The following is a 15381-nucleotide window of genomic DNA, read 5'->3' as shown; positions in this document are numbered from 1 at the left end:
GCTCAAATGGCGTAATGATTATTCCCATATCAATCACTGGTGTCCTTTCCTGATGAATTATAAACGCACAATTTGAGAAAAATCACTCGACCTTCGATAAAGCAAAACCATCTTCATTGAAGTACCCAAAATGCTCCACTAGCCCAGTCCTGGCATTTTAGAAATTTTGTTTGATAGCATTGATTTCTCTCAATTTTGGGCGATTCTTCTCCAGAATTTGCGTTTAAATAAATTCATAATTCTGCCGATAATCAAGACGATGAGTATATACTTATTAAATAACTTACGAAACTATCCGTTAGACTGAAATCTACCATTAAAGAGTGGTGTCTATTACCATCCCTTTCCAAACTTTCTGGTTATTAAGTTAAATTGGCAATTTGTGACCAAATGGACTAAAATTTATTTAGTCGTAAACGAGAGGTTTCGCTATGAAATGGATAATACTGATCGTCATTGCTGTAACAACGACTGGCTGCTGCACTATGAAAGAAGTGGTAGAATATCAACAAGTTACAGTTGTTTCTCCTGTTGTTGAGCCTGTCCTATTAGATGTAGATGGTCCTCCTGAACCTCTGGATGTTACAACTACTACTATTGATTTTTACTAAAAATCCACATTGAATAATGCGAAACTCCATATTTAAGGAAACCAATAATTTCAATGTTATTTCTATGCTTAATCTCTTCTTAAGGTATCTATGCTTATAATTAAATAAATAGTCCTTTTAATGAGAGTCTTTTTATGTTAACAGAACTCACAAAAGAACAGGCCGAAGCCCAGGCCATTTACATGAGTTATTTGGTTAAGAAGGCACAAGCTATTGCTTTAGAAAACCGAAACCCTCCCTTCGACCCTCAAGGGCGTCTTTTAATTGACGTAACACCAAACATTGAAGAAATTGTAGCGGAATTAAATACAGGTCTTAACAAGGAACCACCAATTTCAGCAGAAAATCTTACTGATTTAGATAAGATCATTGGAATAAAAATATCTCCGAGTACTACAGTTAGTCTTGATATCACCAAGACCCCAGAATTAGCAGATAGATTTAAAGAAAAACTAAAAACAACGTTACAAAAAGCCAACATAGAAAACCCAGAAGCCGTCATAGAGCGACTTGACAAAGCACCTAAAGGCAGCATCATTGCGCTCCAACAGGAATTTCATTTCCATCTAGCCCTCGCTGCACGCGTTTATCAACAAGTGAGCAAGTCAGATGATCCGAAACGCTTTGAAAAGGCGCATCAAGAAACCACTCAGGCTCTTAACGAGAGAATCATGGAAGCTTATGCCAAGTCTCTGAAGAGTGCTATACGAAAAGATGGTACTCTCGATATTGCCAAGCTAAATAAATCATTGGACAAAGCACGAAAAGAGATAATGCCAGAAGCGCATACCTTCTAATGCAACGGGTTGTAGCTAACACTGGATTTCAGTTAGACAAAAAAGCATTGAAAGAAGCAAATCTATCATTAAAACATTTGGCTGAAGCGACTACATCAACACCTAATGATGTATTACATACTGATGTGTCTTCTGGCTTAGCCACCTTAATTAAAGGATCGGAAAATACTGCCCATCACCGTATCGAAGGCGAACAATTTGGTCATAGACAATTAATAACGCATTCATTGAAAGACAATGGAACTGTAAAACTCAATAACAATTATCGTATTCAAATCCGCACTCCGTCCCCTGTTGTTAAAGAAGGGCTGAAAGATGATCAAGCCTATATTTCGGATGTAAGAGACAAATTTGCGGCAATCACCAAAGAATATGATTTAAAAAATCGTTTGGATGGGAATGATAAAAAACCACGGGCGTTTATTTATAATAGTTATACCGCCTTCAACGATAATATGGATGATCTTGTCACTAAAAATTACCAAACTCAAAGCGCACAACATATTTTAAGAGGAGCACATCGCTACAATGTCAATCAGTTTAAAAAAGAAGGTGAAGCCCCAGTTTTTTGCTTTGTGCAAAACATATCAGTCAATGGTTTTGGAGATACTCTGGGGTATGACTCCAAACTATTGGAGACAGAAAATCAACACGAATTACGAAAAGAAACCACTTTAATGGCTGAAATGGCCTTAATTCATACTCTTTATGAAACCGCAACACCAGAACAACAAGAGAAAATAACTCAAATTTTTAACGAATACAAAAACTACTTGGCCCGCTCACCAAACCGTGAATCATTCTTTTCAAACTCTGTCGAAGGTCTGAAAGCAATCGACATGATACAAGAAATTAAAAATGAATGGAAAGCTGAACCTGTCCAGGAAGGAAGAGAAAAAAATACTCTGGATACTGCTAAAGACGCATTAAAACAATTAATGGCTAATAACCTACATTTTACCCATGAATACTCTAAAACGTTCCAGGCATTATCAGTTTTTGTAGAAGAAGCCTCGATTGGAGGATGTAAGAGTGGAAATGAAAGAGCTCAAGCAATTAACGGACGCGTAGCCATATTAGATAGTATGAATAATAAAGATCCCATGCCAGAAGAAATGGGAAAAATTTCAGCTGCATTGAAAAATTTGGCTAAAGGTGGAAATGTTTCTGACCTGGCAAAAGAATTAAAACTAGCCATTGATACAGAATACAACAAATCTGGGCTGCAAACTGCTCCTTCTATTGTGAGTCTTCTTGATCAGGGCGCTTCGGCAAAAGTTGAAGCGATAGATGGCAGCCGTACTCTTTTTACATCCCGAAACTATGCGGAAGAAGACGTTTCTATTATGAGCAATTTGCATCAAACAAAAGCTGGTAAAATGCAAGCCCATAAAGATTTAACAAAACAAATGCAAGGCGCCTGGGACGGGTATCCCAAATCCTGGTGGGAACGCATGTGCTCAAGCCCTCTCGGCAAGGGAGGTGGAATATTAGCTGTTGCTTCAAGTATTGTAGGTATAGGAATACTTATAAGTGCAGGAGTCGCAATCTATAATGCTATCGATAATTATCAAAGAAAATCAGAAGTTGCTCAAATGCTTGTTCAAGCTAGGAAAGAATTTGAAACTAGCCTAAAACCTGTCAGTGATAAGGAAGCCCCCTCAAGTAATAATTCCAGTTATGCCAATTCGATGGGTCCCTTATATGATATACCAAGAGACTTCTCTGTAGTTGGGGAAGAGAATCTACAGGTTAAATCTCCAGAACAACAAGAGCAAGACAGAAAAGAACTTGATGAAGATCAGCAAGCTACCCCAGCTTCTGTAATACCCGAAAATGAAGGTAATTCCATGAAAATCACATGAAGCCAATCGCAAATTGTTGCAAAATCTAATGACCTGGTTTGGCCTTAAACATCATTATTATGAATGGTGACATTTCACTCTAAAAATGAACCCATCAAAACACTTATTTTAATTTCGCAACTGAATAAATACCTCTAGCCCTTATCAATACACCCTATTATTTCTAACAAAAAAATTTACATCTCCTATACCTATAAATTATCATTATGCATATAATATATACATATAGTTTTTATAGAAATTTAAATATGCCAAACCAACCTATTAAAATTTCTCATTTAGTCGTTTTAGGGGATAGCTTATCCGATAAAGGAACGTTGAATAAACGTGAACTTTTAGGCTTTATTCCTATGAGTTATTTAAGTGGTTTAAGCAGTAAATCCCCCAGAGGACGATTTACCAATGGTTTTCTTTGGGGTGATTATGTTGGTGCCACCACAGCAGAACAATTTGAAATTGAACATATTCGAAAAAAATTGAAATTGCAAAATGATGCAATAAACAATGCGGACATTAGTGATGAATTACTAAGTAATAATAAAGAAAAAAGGAAAAATGAAAAATCTTTTAGTCTAAACGAAGACAATCATATTCTATTCAAAGGCACCCGGTTTGCTCGTTTTTATTGTGAAGGCGGATTAACTGCCCATGACTATTCTTCCAGTTTTACCTTCAATCTAGCCCTGTTTTTTACAAGATTGATTCTTGCGACTTTAGGAGGTAAACGAAATCAATTATTAAACGATGATAAAAAATATAATATCTCTAATCTTGAAAAATCAGAAACTTTGGTAGTTGAATGGTCTGGAGCAAATGATTTAATCACTGCTAATGAAAAACCTAGCCGTGCAGCAGCAGATAAAGCAGTTAATGACCGAATAGAAAACATTGAGCTTTTAATCCGCAACGGTTATCGAAATTTTGTTTTATTTAATTTACCAGATCTCTCTCTAACTCCTAGATACCAAAGAAAAAGTAGAGAGGAACAACAGAATGCATCAAACAGCACTGAATATTTTAATCAACAACTACGAACAAAATCCCTTGAGTTAATTAAAAAATACCAAAACTTAAGAATCCCTATTAATCTCTCGGTTTTTGATGTTAATGAACAATTCAAGAAAGTTTATAATAACCCTGAACAATATGGCTTTGAAAGAGATAAATTAAAATCTCCTTATGTCGAATCTGATCTTTTCAAAAAAAATCAGCAAAATCCTGTTGATCAAAAAAAGCATATCTCACCTGCTAAAGGCTATATGTTCTGGATGATGTTCACCCTACTGCAACTATGCATACTTGGTTAGCAGAATATTTTAAGGAAAAATATTACGATAAAATTTTCAAATTTGAACCCCCAGTTTTGACAAAGCGTAAACATAAAGACACTTCTGATGTATTGCCCAAAACTACTGATTCAATCCCCAAAACGCCTGAACCTGTAACGAAGTTACCAGAGGATATCATATTGGCATTAAATGCTCTTTATTCAAGAGCACAATTAATGTGTCAATCCACCGACGCACAACGGCGTGAAAAGGGTGAGTTATTAAAGCACTTTATTTTTGAAGTAAAATGCCAACAGGGAAATCTAGAAAAAATTTATGGATTAATTTCGGCATTTACCTTGAATCCTCAAAATTTAAGGACAATAAAAACGCACCAGAACCCACTAATCGATTTTTTTAGAAATAAAAAAACTACACAAACTGAGGACGACCTCAGCACTCTGAAAAGGACAGTTGAAGCTCATTTAGAACCTATAGATAATGAACATCAGGCTAAGCTTTTATAAAAATTTTTCTAAAGCAATCTTCCATTTTCTGCCTTTGTGATTGCTCACTTTAATTTAATTTCCAAGTTTTCAATCAGATCTCGCAACATTTTATTTAGCAATTTACGGTCCGCCTCCGAAAATCCTTCAAGCGCCTCATTATTCATTGCTCGCGCTGCTTTCAGCGATTTTGCATGTAAATCCTTGGACTTTTGGGTAAGGAATATTTTGATAATACGTCGGTCTTCCTTGCTGCGCTCGCGCAGGATAAAGCCATCTCTTTCCATGCGATCTAAGGTACGCACTGCCGTTGGCTGTTCAATGCCAATTTTCTTATGGAGCACCGTCTGCGTTTGCCCATCTTCTTGCCATAATTGCAGCAGGAAATAAGAATAGCCGTGAGGAATCCCAAGTTCTTTAAGATAGGTGTTGGCCAGGCGAATATACAGCTGACTCGCCTTTTTAATCAATGTTGAAGTACTTTCCTTTAAATCGTATTCCACAAGAACCCCACGCTCGAAAATTTTAGCCTATTATGAGGGAAGCTCTCGCCATCCTCAATGTTTTTGTGGCAATAGCCGAATAAGTTAATGCTAACATAGCGAGTAGTATAAGGATCATGCGAGGATCGAGATATACCAGTATACTGGCACCGGCGATAGGAAAGCAAAAAATGCCGATGAAGTAGGCGAACACAAATTTGGTAATGATGGATGGATGCAGACTTTCATGCGAATAGGCAACAGCGAGGGTTTGAATCAAGGGAAAAACCAAGCCGTAACTAATACCAAATAAGATGGCGCTGATAATATAAATTGAGAAATGTGTGTCGATGAAGAGGAACATGATAATTGATCCCAGCATCATCAATGATAAGTAGAACAGCGTGTTGTTGTACACTGAAATCAGATGAGCGAGTGCCAGACGCGACAGGATCAATGCTAATGTGATTAGCGCGAAAAAGATTGCATAATTCAGATGATAAATTTCAGCGAAGCTTATCTGGAAAAATGTCAAAGTACTGAAAATGCAGGCGCTGAGGAAAGCCATAAATACGGCGTTGCGTTCAATCACGCCCAGCCTTGTCTTTTGGGTTGGCAATATATACTGGTGGTGCTGTGCTTGTTCTCTTCGGGCAAAATTTTCAGCAATTATGAAACAAAACACAGCGATGAATCCTGCGTACAATCCTGCAGAGAAATAAAATTGTAGCAAACCAATGCCATAACTTTCGAGAAAGTGAAAAATCACTGGCGCCATGCCCGCACCTAAAGCATTGGTGGCAGCGTAATAGCTGTAATGATGTTTTCTTCGCGCGACAGAAATATTTGTATTTAATGCCATGATGCTTGCCGTGTAAATCAACCCCCACCCTAGACCCATTAATATTGCGATAGTGTAGGTGTAGGAAACATTGTGCACCATTCCTAAAAGCACTAGTCCGACACTATAACATGCTGTTCCGATTATCGTGTTGCCTAATGCTGAGAAATATCTTAGTAATTTTCTGTTCAAGTACCCAACTGATGTCAATGTACCTATGCCCATGAGCAACATGAAATTTCCCATATTTAGTTCGCCGCCGCTCAAAATTCTCATGTACGCCGTCAAAAGATAGGCGCTGCCATAAAGTATTGAAACTAATAAACCACCAATATAAAAGAATGTAATAAACAATTTTATTGTCCTAAAATAAATTTAAAAACCGAGTCCGCGAGTAGCTCACTTCGCTCGATATTTAGATGGTAATAGGAGCTAACTTCTGTGCCATTGATTTTGTCGCTTCTACCAAAGCCTGAGTGACTGGTGGGTCCAGTGCTGCATGACCACCATTCTCAATAATTTTTAACGTAGACCTAGGTAATGCTAAATGCAAATCCCATGCGTTTTTCACATTGAAAATCATGTCATATCGCCCATGAATGATGGTAACCGGTATATTTTGCAATCGATAGGCATTTGCCAAAATCTGATTAGGGCTCAAAAAACACCCCTTCGAATAATAATGAGTCTCTAGCAAAGCCGCGCTAAATGCTACCTCAGGTTCCTGTACATAGGCTAGTAATTCAGCACTAGGCTGCAGCAAGGCGCATGTTGCCTGCCAAGTCACCCACGTGCGTGCCGCTTGCAGTTTCAGCGTCTCATCACTACCAATGAGACGATGGTAATAAGCCTTTAACAAATCACTACGCTCTTCCAACGGAATAAATTCATAAAAATCTTGCCAATATTCAGGATACACATATTTCGCACCCCCACCAGCAAAACACCACTCGATATCTTCGTGGCGCGCAAGAAATATCCCGCGTACAATCAATGCCAGCACCCGCTCAGGAAATGTTTCTGCATACACTAGACTCAGAGTCGATCCCCACGAGCCGCCAAACACAACCCACTGCTCAATACCAAGGTGACGCCGTATTTTTTCCATATCCAATACAAGTGCTAGGGTAAAATTATTTTTGATTTCTGCAAATGGGATCGATTTTCCGGCACCGCGTTGATCAAATAAGATAATTCGATAGATTTCTGGATCAAAGTAACGCCTGTTATCCACATCACACCCAAAACCAGGTCCGCCGTGACAATACACCACTGGTAAACCTGTAGGGTTTCCAGATTCCTCCACATAAAGCGTATGCACCTCATCTACTTTAAGATAATATGTACTGTACGGCTCGATGCATGGATAAAATGCCGTATTCATAAGCCAATTTCACTGTGTAATTCGTAACAGGCATCATTGTATTGAAGTGATATGGCTTGAGATTGATTCCTCAAAATATAATTCCTTATAGAAAAAATGTTCTTAATAATGTCTAGATAATAAAGGCGTACAGGTGACGTATCCTGATAATATCCTCGATCTGCTTCGCTCACCTTATCCAGGCGTAGTTGTGAGCAGAAAATCGGCATGAGCTGCAAACCTTTTTCTTTCAACATCGAGCTGACCACTTCTTTCATCTGCAAAACCGCATAACGTTTGCTCGAAAGATGACAGTAGTTAAGCGCCTTCAGTAGTAGGGTCATAAAACAGCCTTTCATGTTGCTGAAAAACCAGCTGAGCTGCACTACGGACTCCCAGTGCCAATCGCATGGCAATTGAGCTTTCTCCAAATCATACAGTTGTTGGATCGGCAACTGCCGCGGAAAGCTATCTGTTACACCAACTGTCGCCACAACTTGCGCACCGACCCGTGCAGCAAAAATGCGTTCGGGAATATCCGATGGTTCACAACGATACCACTGAAAAGCTTGTTTTCGAGCAAATGCTACCGCAGCACTAAATTCTACTGCTTTTTTTTGCAAATGAAATGTTACCTGTTGAGTTCGCATACCTTGATCTCCATATGGGCCGCATCAAAGTAAACATATTTCGGCATTAATGGCGGTAATTTGATATCACGTCTAATCGTTGAATCCTTTAGTAAATACAAAATCACTTGATTTGCTAGAAATCCTGCCGCCATAGGGCAGTTAGATGCCATAATGGACACCACTTCTTCCTGTTGCAACCGCTGATAAAATACGGAAGAATGACTATAAGAATGATTTGCTGTCGAGGCATAATCTGGAATTTTCGGCATAAGCCCGTTAATTACCACCTGCATTACTCTTGATTTTTCCTCAAAATTTGCAGCTTTGGCATTGAGCTTTTGCTCTAGCTCGCGCGCTTCCGCGTAACTCATACCGAGACATTCTTCCATTGACATACTATCACGAGTGAAATGAAATAACCGTGTGCCAAAACCAATCGTGTTGGCATTATAAATTGTGATGTTTTTTTCATACGCATGTAGATGTAATAAAATCCGTGCTCCTACTGACCAAAACTCAATCTGGTCACATACTAGATCACAGCCATCGACAAATTCTGCCGCAGTATTTTCTTGAATACCTTCTGGATAAACATGGATGGTTGCATCATCTGTGGTTTCACGCAAAATCTTCGCTGTCGACAGGGCTTTTTGGGTGCCACTGGAAAATCGTGTCGCGGCCAACTGCCGGTTGATATTGGTATTATCAAAATACGAGTTATCTGCAATTTTGATAGTACCAACTCCACACCGTAAAAATGTCTGCGCCAGCAGCCCGCCCATTCCTCCACAACCGGCAATTCCAATTGTCTTGCCTTTCAAAATCTGCTGCTCTTCTTCGCTAATCCAACCAATGTTTCGGTTGGTACGCTCATCATAGTAATCGGGATTGGAATTGCAGGGTTCCAGGATATACACAGTATTAGCTTCCGGTGTCTGGGGTAAGGTATTCAGTTTCTTTATTAACATAATTTATCTTCCTTTGATCTTGAATAATAGCATGCTATCTAATAGCATTGACAAAGTCAAATAATATTAAATAACAATAACATATACTATATAAATGTGAGGAAAATTATGTCTGAAGCCATAGAAACAATAACAACCGAACTGATCCAGAAATTGCGCCAATCGCGTTTCATTGCCAAATGTGCAAATCAATCCATACAACGCAGTGAGTTGGATAACTTCGTCGCTCAACATGCACATTATTCACGCCGCTTTACTCGTTACCTATGTGCGGTATTGTCCAATCTGGAAGACCAGGAAAATTTCAACCAGCTACTGGATAACCTGTGCGATGAAATGGGTTTGAAACAAGATTCTAATGTTCCACACTCGCGTCTCTACCAGGATATGATGAAAAAACTTAATGTTGATATGTCAGCGCCAATACGGACAGAAACAAAACAGTTGATCGATACCATGCTGTTTTACTGCCGCCATCCTGATGCTATATACGGTGTCACGGCCATTTGCCTTGGTGCAGAAGCCATCGTGCCAGAGCTTTATTCGCATATTATTAACGGATTCAAAGCGCACCATATTGACAATGAAGATCTGGAGTTTTTTACCGTACACATCCACTGTGATGATGGGCACGCCGAAACATTACGCAAAGTATTGCAAAAAATATTGGTCAAAAATCCGAATAAATTCATTGTCATTCGCAAAGTGGCTGATGATATCATAAAACACCGTATCCGTTTTTTAGACGCACTACTGGATTAAATACCATGAACTATCAATCAAAAGATTTTGCAAAAATCCCATCGCACTTGAGTGTGAATATGCCAGAAAAGCTGATTCATAAGAATATAACTTTGCCACAAGGAGACAGTTCCATATTCAGTGCTGAACGCCATCACTTTGTCAGCATTGTTGACTTGCCATCTAAAACAATGAGTATGACATTGGGTGGGCTCAAGCCACAACAGTCAACACGCAGGCACAGACATAATTATGAAACGCTAATTTATATCATTAAGGGATATGGCCATAGCATCATTGAGGACCAGATCGTTGCATGGCAGAAAGGAGATGCTATCTATATCCCAGTATGGGCATGGCACTGCCATGTCAATTTGAGCGGCGATCAAGATTGTTTATACATAGCATGTGAAAATGCACCTTTGCTACAAAATCTAGGACAGCTTGGATTGAGGGAAGAGGCAACTTGACATGTAAGCGGTTATAGCTTAATTGACTTGGTATGTTTTTCTACATGCCTGATCAGGAACATGAGTGCTTTTTACTCCGTAAAATAATCCATGTTCCAAATTGTCGCACACTTGCTCTGAGCTTAAAGCACCCAAACACTGAGACATAGTTTGGTTTTGGCACTTTGGGAAAATAGCATCAGGAGCACTCATAGCCTGGTAACACTCATTCCCCCACTCATACAAATCAGAGGTAAAATAGGTTATAAAATTTCTGATTCTCATTTTCTTATCCAAAGTGAAAATTTTCATACCAGGATTATTATGGTGAACTCGACTAATTCCTGGAGTAGAGTAAGCATAAATATTTGTTCCATCAGATAATTTTATTTTCCTAAATTCTTCCATATGAGAATGGGAAAAGAGCAACGTAATTTGATCATAAGAATGGTGATATTTATCTAATAATTTTAAAAAGCTATCCAGATAAATTTCATGCCAAAAAGAGGTTCCGTTATAAGCTGTTCCTGGCGGCACATGCATTGCTAATAATAATTGTTTTGCATGGTGATTTTTCAATTGCTGCTCTAACCAAGACAACTGCATAAAAGCATCTTTTTTCTGATTAGGGTATTTAGGCAATAAAATAGGGGTCTTAGTCCATTGTACGGAATTCAGCGCAATTAAAATTATATCTTTGTTATTTGGAATAACATAACTTGAATAATAACCATGCTGGTACATAGGCGTGGCATCAATAATTAACTCATCACAATAAGCACAAGCACCAGTCCAATCTGAAGCGAAACTTAGGGGTGATTTGCCATTTGAAGAAAATGGCTGGTAATTCCCCAACAAAGAATCGTTGTTCCCAGTGACATAGAACATCGGTTTTTTGCCCTGATCTGCTTCATACAAACCGTGAAATACCACCTTTTCGTATTCTTCTTTTTTGATTGTAGAAAACAAGGAATGAGTCGGAAGGTCTCCTAAATACAAAATAAAATCTACCTTTTGTGTTAACTCTTCAAGTCGCTTTAAAGTAACAGCCAGAAACTCGTTCCCAGTATCCTGTCCATCTTTTTCTGTGTTTTCTGCACCATAATGAATATCAGAGATGGTTAGAAATTGTGGCGCAGAAAAAGCTAACGACACAAAGCATAATAACAACATAGCTACTTTAAGAATACAACTCAATTAAAACTCCAATTTAATTCGGGCTTAACATCAATTTTTTATTGCGTTTTTGCTTCTCTCTTGAATACTCAGATATCATAACATGAGCCCCATATTATACTTTACTAATACGGGCTGCTCACTTTGTATTATTACTCTTTATACAGCCTCCCGAATTATCCAGGTTCTCTCTGCCTTATCCTCAGACCATGGAATCTGCACCCAGAGGAGTAAAGGTTTGTTCGAAGGCGTAACAGGCAATATTTTGGATGACAGAGCGACTGCAAATGAGTATTTTTTTCCAACTGATTGCAGTGCTTTCCAAACACTATTCGCATTAGCTTGATTGTCTGTCACAATTAATTCATTACCCCTAAAAACTACATTGACATTTTGCCCTCTCAGAGCCTGTCTTACTACAGTTTCAAAATTCCTCCATCTTGCCTGGCGAGCTCTTTGTAACTCACCTTGAGTAGGACTCAATTGGAACTTGATGCGAGCATGAGGGGAAAATACTCGTGCCAAGCGGCTACTTGTTGGACTTTGTTGCAAGAAATAGGTACATAACGCATCCAATAGTGGACGTCCTGGCCCCGCTGGCTTTCCGGGCAACCTGTTAATATACATAGCAAAAGCCAAAGTGTGCCCATTAGCAGTATACAAATATCCGGATAAACTATTCATTCCGGTCATAGTTCCAGTTTTTGCACGAACAAAACCTTGTTGATTTGGAGTTTTAAATCGTTTTTGTAAAGTACCATCGCGCCCAGAAATAGGTAAAGCAGCTATGTATTCATAGGATAATGGAAAACGTTGATATAAAAATTTTAAAAGCGCCATAGTCTGTTCAGGAGTTACCAAATTATAACGTGATAGTCCCGACCCATCTGTAAAGATGGAATCTTTTAAATCTATTCCTGTTTCTTTTTGTAAAAAGTTTTTAATCACAGGTTGCGCCTGTTTCCAATCAACTGGAGCTCCTTTAATTTTAGCAGCTGCATGCAAATATAAACTGTCTGCATATAAATTATCAGAAGGTTTCAGGGTATCGGCCATAAGTTGCGAAATCGGTTTTGAATAACGAGTAGCAATCAATAAAGTACCTGCAGGGGCTCTTGCAAGCACAACTTGTCCATTCAATTTGATATTAGCCTTAGCAAGCTCATTTATAATCATTCCTTGAGCGTATACAAAAGGATTCTTTATTGCTATGCGTTGTTGCACAGCCCACTGTCCCAATCCAACACATCCCCTCACTGTTAAATTATTTTCAGGATCTAAATAAAGTCCCACACCACATCCCTTGGCACTCGCCTTCGTCGTAGCTTGATTATTGAGATGGATAGTACCGCCACCATCATCTACTTCTACAATTGCTGGATCCCCGGCTTTAGCTCCTGGGTTTACGGTGATGGTTAATCTGTTTGAATCCACCATTAGAGGCGCAATAGGAGCACCATAACTATAAGATAAATCAGCAGTTAACCAACCTGGGGGGTAGGCAGGGATGGACATTAAGCTACTATCAATAACTACATTGCCCTGAACAGCAGTAATATTCCAATCCTTTAGAGAAGAAAGCAATGATCGTAAATCTTCTCTACTAAATGAAGGATCTCCACTTAGATGCAAATACAAATTCCCATTCAAAACCCCTTGCTGCAATTGAGTAGCATTTGTACTAAGTTGATTCTTGAATTGGTAATCCGGCCCAAGCGCCATAAGGGCTGCAGCTTCAGAAAAAAGCTTCATATTGCTGGCAGGAATAAATAAACGATTAGCATTTCGCTTATATAAAGTCTCACCAGAAGTTAAATCAGTAACTACTATCCCCAGGTTTACATGAGGATTTAAGCGGTTAATTAATCTATCCACATCAATTTGCATACTAGCGCTATGGGATGAAATTGACCATACCGCCCACAAGCATACCCCAGCTAATGTCCTTTTCATCTAAATATTTTCCTTAATATTGAATTTCAATATATAAAATAGGTTGAATCGTTTGATACATTGAGATAACTTCTGAGTTAATTTCACCACCAATACGCTAATCATATCTCAAGCCCAAACGCTCCAAAAGCCCTGCAAGGGTATCATTATCAAAAAATTTTACTTTTAACCATCCTCCATCTTCACTATCGTTTACAATTTGAACAGGAGCACCAACTTGCTCTGCCAAGATAGTCTGCAACCTCTCAATATCTCTGTCTTTCTTAGGATTTTTAGGGGCATCAATATTTTTACTTTTATAAGACTTAATCTCTTGCTCTAATTGCCTGACCGACCAATCCTTCTCAATGACTTGACTTACAAACATTTCCTGTTGTCCAACACTTAATCCTACCAATACTCGAGCATGCCCAAGAGATAACACCTTATCCCTAATCAATTGTTTAACTTTATCTGATAAGCCAAGCAAACGCAGGACATTAGCAATATGGCTACGGGATTTTCCTACCAATACAGCAATTTCATCCTGATGGTAATGAAATTCATCAATCAAACGCTTATAACCAGCAGCTTCTTCAATTAAGTTCAAATCCTGACGTTGAATGTTCTCAATTAAGGTCAAAGCACAAGCTTGTTTATCAGTATAATCACCAATTAAACAGGGAACCTCATTTAATCCTGCTAATTTTGCCGCACGCCATCTTCTTTCCCCAGCAATAATTTCATAGCGCTGTTTTGCAATCGGCCTCACAACTAAGGGTTCGATTAATCCCTGTGAAGCGATTGATTGGGCCAACTCTTGTAATATTGTTGGATTAAAATCTTGCCTGGGCTGGTATTGCCCTGCCTGTAAGCTTTCAATAGGTAAGTAAGAAAACTGAGTTTGCATAAATCAAATCAATTGATTAAAGACAAGGAATTGTTTCATAATCAGCGTTAGAATGGAACCGAACAGAACCACAGTAGGTATAAAAAATCTATGATAATTTATCGTACCGATCCCAACCAAGGTGAAATAACATATGAGCTAGGATAGCAGAAATCAACCCATACTGCCAAAATAGAAAACCAAAAAGTAATGATTGCCAAAGGCTTAATGTTATAAAGGAATAAAGAAATCGTCTTGTTGATGAATACCCTGCTGCAATATAAGCAGGGATTTGCCCCACGGCAAAAATAAATCCGCTTAAAAATATTGAAATAATAATAATTTCTTGATTAATTTGGCTAGTGAACAATAAGGCAAAAAAAGTTATTACATTCATTAAACCCCACCGGGCAATGACTTCTTCTACAACTCCTCCATAAAGCACACAGCCATCAAGTCCTATAACAGATCTCAGTCTGGACATTATGTTAAAACTTTTTTCGTCCAATATAGAACCAACCAACCCATAATACAACACACAAAATATAACTAAACCCAAAAGAGCATATAATACGGTCGGTAATAAAATAGATTGAAAAGCGTTTAAACTCGCCTTCCCTTGCAGCAAATTTTCTAATATAGAATCGCCCAACCCCGTACGTGGTGACAAAACGGAACCTGCAAAACTCATGATAAATACCGTAAATAATGTCTGAAATACCACAAAACGACTAAACCTTTTTTTTAATTGCTCTGTATTATTCGCCAATAAAAAATAAACCAGCCGATGTATAGCAATCAAAACGCCTGGAACGGATAAACAAAATAAAACAATAATCATAGGCCAATTAATTATCATTT

At 38.4% G+C, this 15381-nt stretch carries 14 protein-coding genes and 1 pseudogene; 6 read left to right on the top strand and 9 right to left on the bottom strand.

Annotated elements, in window-relative coordinates; translation table 11 throughout:
• The first annotated feature begins 431 nt into the window (after window positions 1–431).
• The 4 genes and pseudogenes from OK13_RS01465 (at window position 432) to OK13_RS01450 (ending at window position 5068) form a co-directional block, all read left to right on the top strand.
• Window positions 432–611: a hypothetical protein gene (locus tag OK13_RS01465; protein WP_035886931.1), complete on the top strand. Its 180-nt coding sequence runs from the start codon at window positions 432–434 to the stop codon at window positions 609–611.
• Window positions 612–745: 134 nt separating this feature from the next.
• The gene (locus tag OK13_RS01460) at window positions 746–1408 is read left to right on the top strand and encodes a hypothetical protein (RefSeq protein ID WP_035886930.1); all 663 of its coding nucleotides are present in this window, start codon (window positions 746–748) and stop codon (window positions 1406–1408) included.
• A complete protein-coding gene (locus tag OK13_RS01455; protein WP_052117513.1) occupies window positions 1408–3273 on the top strand; it encodes a hypothetical protein in 1866 nt (621 codons plus the stop codon). The genes OK13_RS01460 and OK13_RS01455 overlap by 1 nt, the downstream gene beginning before the upstream one ends.
• A 248-nt stretch (window positions 3274–3521) precedes the next feature.
• A pseudogene (locus tag OK13_RS01450) lies at window positions 3522–5068 on the top strand (SGNH/GDSL hydrolase family protein).
• Window positions 5069–5112: 44 nt separating this feature from the next.
• Here OK13_RS01450 and OK13_RS01445 read toward each other — a convergent pair.
• From OK13_RS01445 to OK13_RS13805, 5 genes are all read right to left on the bottom strand, one after another.
• Entirely contained in the window at window positions 5113–5550 is a 438-nt protein-coding gene (locus tag OK13_RS01445) for a MarR family winged helix-turn-helix transcriptional regulator (RefSeq protein WP_035886929.1), read from the bottom strand.
• A 22-nt stretch (window positions 5551–5572) separates the two neighbouring features.
• Window positions 5573–6724, bottom strand: coding sequence for an MFS transporter (locus tag OK13_RS01440; protein WP_035886926.1), 1152 nt, complete (start codon window positions 6722–6724; stop codon window positions 5573–5575).
• A 61-nt stretch (window positions 6725–6785) separates the two neighbouring features.
• On the bottom strand, window positions 6786–7754 hold the full coding sequence (gene pip / locus OK13_RS01435) for a prolyl aminopeptidase (protein WP_035886922.1): 969 nt from the start codon (window positions 7752–7754) through the stop codon (window positions 6786–6788).
• Window positions 7751–8383, bottom strand: coding sequence for a hypothetical protein (locus tag OK13_RS01430; RefSeq protein ID WP_035886921.1), 633 nt, complete (start codon window positions 8381–8383; stop codon window positions 7751–7753). The genes pip and OK13_RS01430 overlap by 4 nt, the downstream gene beginning before the upstream one ends.
• Complete coding sequence (locus tag OK13_RS13805) at window positions 8365–9333, bottom strand: ThiF family adenylyltransferase (protein ID WP_052117512.1); 969 nt, start codon at window positions 9331–9333, stop codon at window positions 8365–8367. Before OK13_RS13805 ends, OK13_RS01430 begins: the two co-directional genes overlap by 19 nt.
• 108 nt (window positions 9334–9441) lie before the next feature.
• On the opposite strand from OK13_RS13805, the gene OK13_RS01420 reads away from it, so the two are divergent.
• Together OK13_RS01420 and OK13_RS01415 are read left to right on the top strand one after the other, a co-directional pair.
• Complete coding sequence (locus OK13_RS01420) at window positions 9442–10095, top strand: iron-containing redox enzyme family protein (protein WP_052117511.1); 654 nt, start codon at window positions 9442–9444, stop codon at window positions 10093–10095.
• 5 nt (window positions 10096–10100) lie between these two features.
• Window positions 10101–10544, top strand: coding sequence for a cupin domain-containing protein (locus OK13_RS01415; protein WP_035886919.1), 444 nt, complete (start codon window positions 10101–10103; stop codon window positions 10542–10544).
• Between the two features lie 18 nt (window positions 10545–10562).
• Here the strand turns inward: OK13_RS01415 and OK13_RS01410 are convergent, their stop codons facing one another.
• The 4 genes from OK13_RS01410 to OK13_RS01395 all read right to left on the bottom strand — a co-directional run bounded on the left by OK13_RS01410 (window position 10563) and on the right by OK13_RS01395 (window position 15379).
• Window positions 10563–11720: a metallophosphoesterase gene (locus OK13_RS01410; protein WP_035886917.1), complete on the bottom strand. Its 1158-nt coding sequence runs from the start codon at window positions 11718–11720 to the stop codon at window positions 10563–10565.
• A 138-nt stretch (window positions 11721–11858) separates the two neighbouring features.
• A complete protein-coding gene (gene dacB, locus OK13_RS01405) occupies window positions 11859–13652 on the bottom strand; it encodes a D-alanyl-D-alanine carboxypeptidase/D-alanyl-D-alanine endopeptidase (RefSeq protein ID WP_035886915.1) in 1794 nt (597 codons plus the stop codon).
• A 97-nt stretch (window positions 13653–13749) separates the two neighbouring features.
• Window positions 13750–14541, bottom strand: a complete 792-nt coding sequence (locus tag OK13_RS01400) for a ParB/RepB/Spo0J family partition protein (protein ID WP_035886912.1) — start codon at window positions 14539–14541, stop codon at window positions 13750–13752.
• An 88-nt stretch (window positions 14542–14629) separates the two neighbouring features.
• Window positions 14630–15379 carry a CPBP family glutamic-type intramembrane protease gene (locus OK13_RS01395; protein WP_035886911.1) on the bottom strand — a complete coding sequence of 250 codons (750 nt, stop codon included), beginning with the start codon at window positions 15377–15379 and terminating at the stop codon, window positions 14630–14632.
• Window positions 15380–15381: the final 2 nt, after the last annotated feature.

Origin of the sequence: Legionella norrlandica, assembly GCF_000770585.1 — a bacterium.
Lineage (GTDB): Bacteria > Pseudomonadota > Gammaproteobacteria > Legionellales > Legionellaceae > Legionella > Legionella norrlandica.
This window is presented reverse-complemented; position numbering and strand designations above follow the sequence as displayed.

What these genes read in the sequence shown, in the direction of transcription:
- OK13_RS01465 (WP_035886931.1), top strand. Translation starts at nt 432, where the DNA reads ATGAAATGGATAATACTGATCGTCATTGCTGTAACAACGACTGGCTGC.
- OK13_RS01460 (WP_035886930.1), top strand. Translation starts at nt 746, where the DNA reads ATGTTAACAGAACTCACAAAAGAACAGGCCGAAGCCCAGGCCATTTAC.
- OK13_RS01455 (WP_052117513.1), top strand. Translation starts at nt 1,408, where the DNA reads ATGCAACGGGTTGTAGCTAACACTGGATTTCAGTTAGACAAAAAAGCA.
- pip (WP_035886922.1), bottom strand. Translation starts at nt 7,754, where the DNA reads ATGAATACGGCATTTTATCCATGCATCGAGCCGTACAGTACATATTAT.
- OK13_RS01430 (WP_035886921.1), bottom strand. Translation starts at nt 8,383, where the DNA reads ATGCGAACTCAACAGGTAACATTTCATTTGCAAAAAAAAGCAGTAGAA.
- OK13_RS13805 (WP_052117512.1), bottom strand. Translation starts at nt 9,333, where the DNA reads ATGTTAATAAAGAAACTGAATACCTTACCCCAGACACCGGAAGCTAAT.
- OK13_RS01420 (WP_052117511.1), top strand. Translation starts at nt 9,442, where the DNA reads ATGTCTGAAGCCATAGAAACAATAACAACCGAACTGATCCAGAAATTG.
- OK13_RS01415 (WP_035886919.1), top strand. Translation starts at nt 10,101, where the DNA reads ATGAACTATCAATCAAAAGATTTTGCAAAAATCCCATCGCACTTGAGT.
- dacB (WP_035886915.1), bottom strand. Translation starts at nt 13,652, where the DNA reads ATGAAAAGGACATTAGCTGGGGTATGCTTGTGGGCGGTATGGTCAATT.
- OK13_RS01400 (WP_035886912.1), bottom strand. Translation starts at nt 14,541, where the DNA reads ATGCAAACTCAGTTTTCTTACTTACCTATTGAAAGCTTACAGGCAGGG.
- OK13_RS01395 (WP_035886911.1), bottom strand. Translation starts at nt 15,379, where the DNA reads ATGATAATTAATTGGCCTATGATTATTGTTTTATTTTGTTTATCCGTT.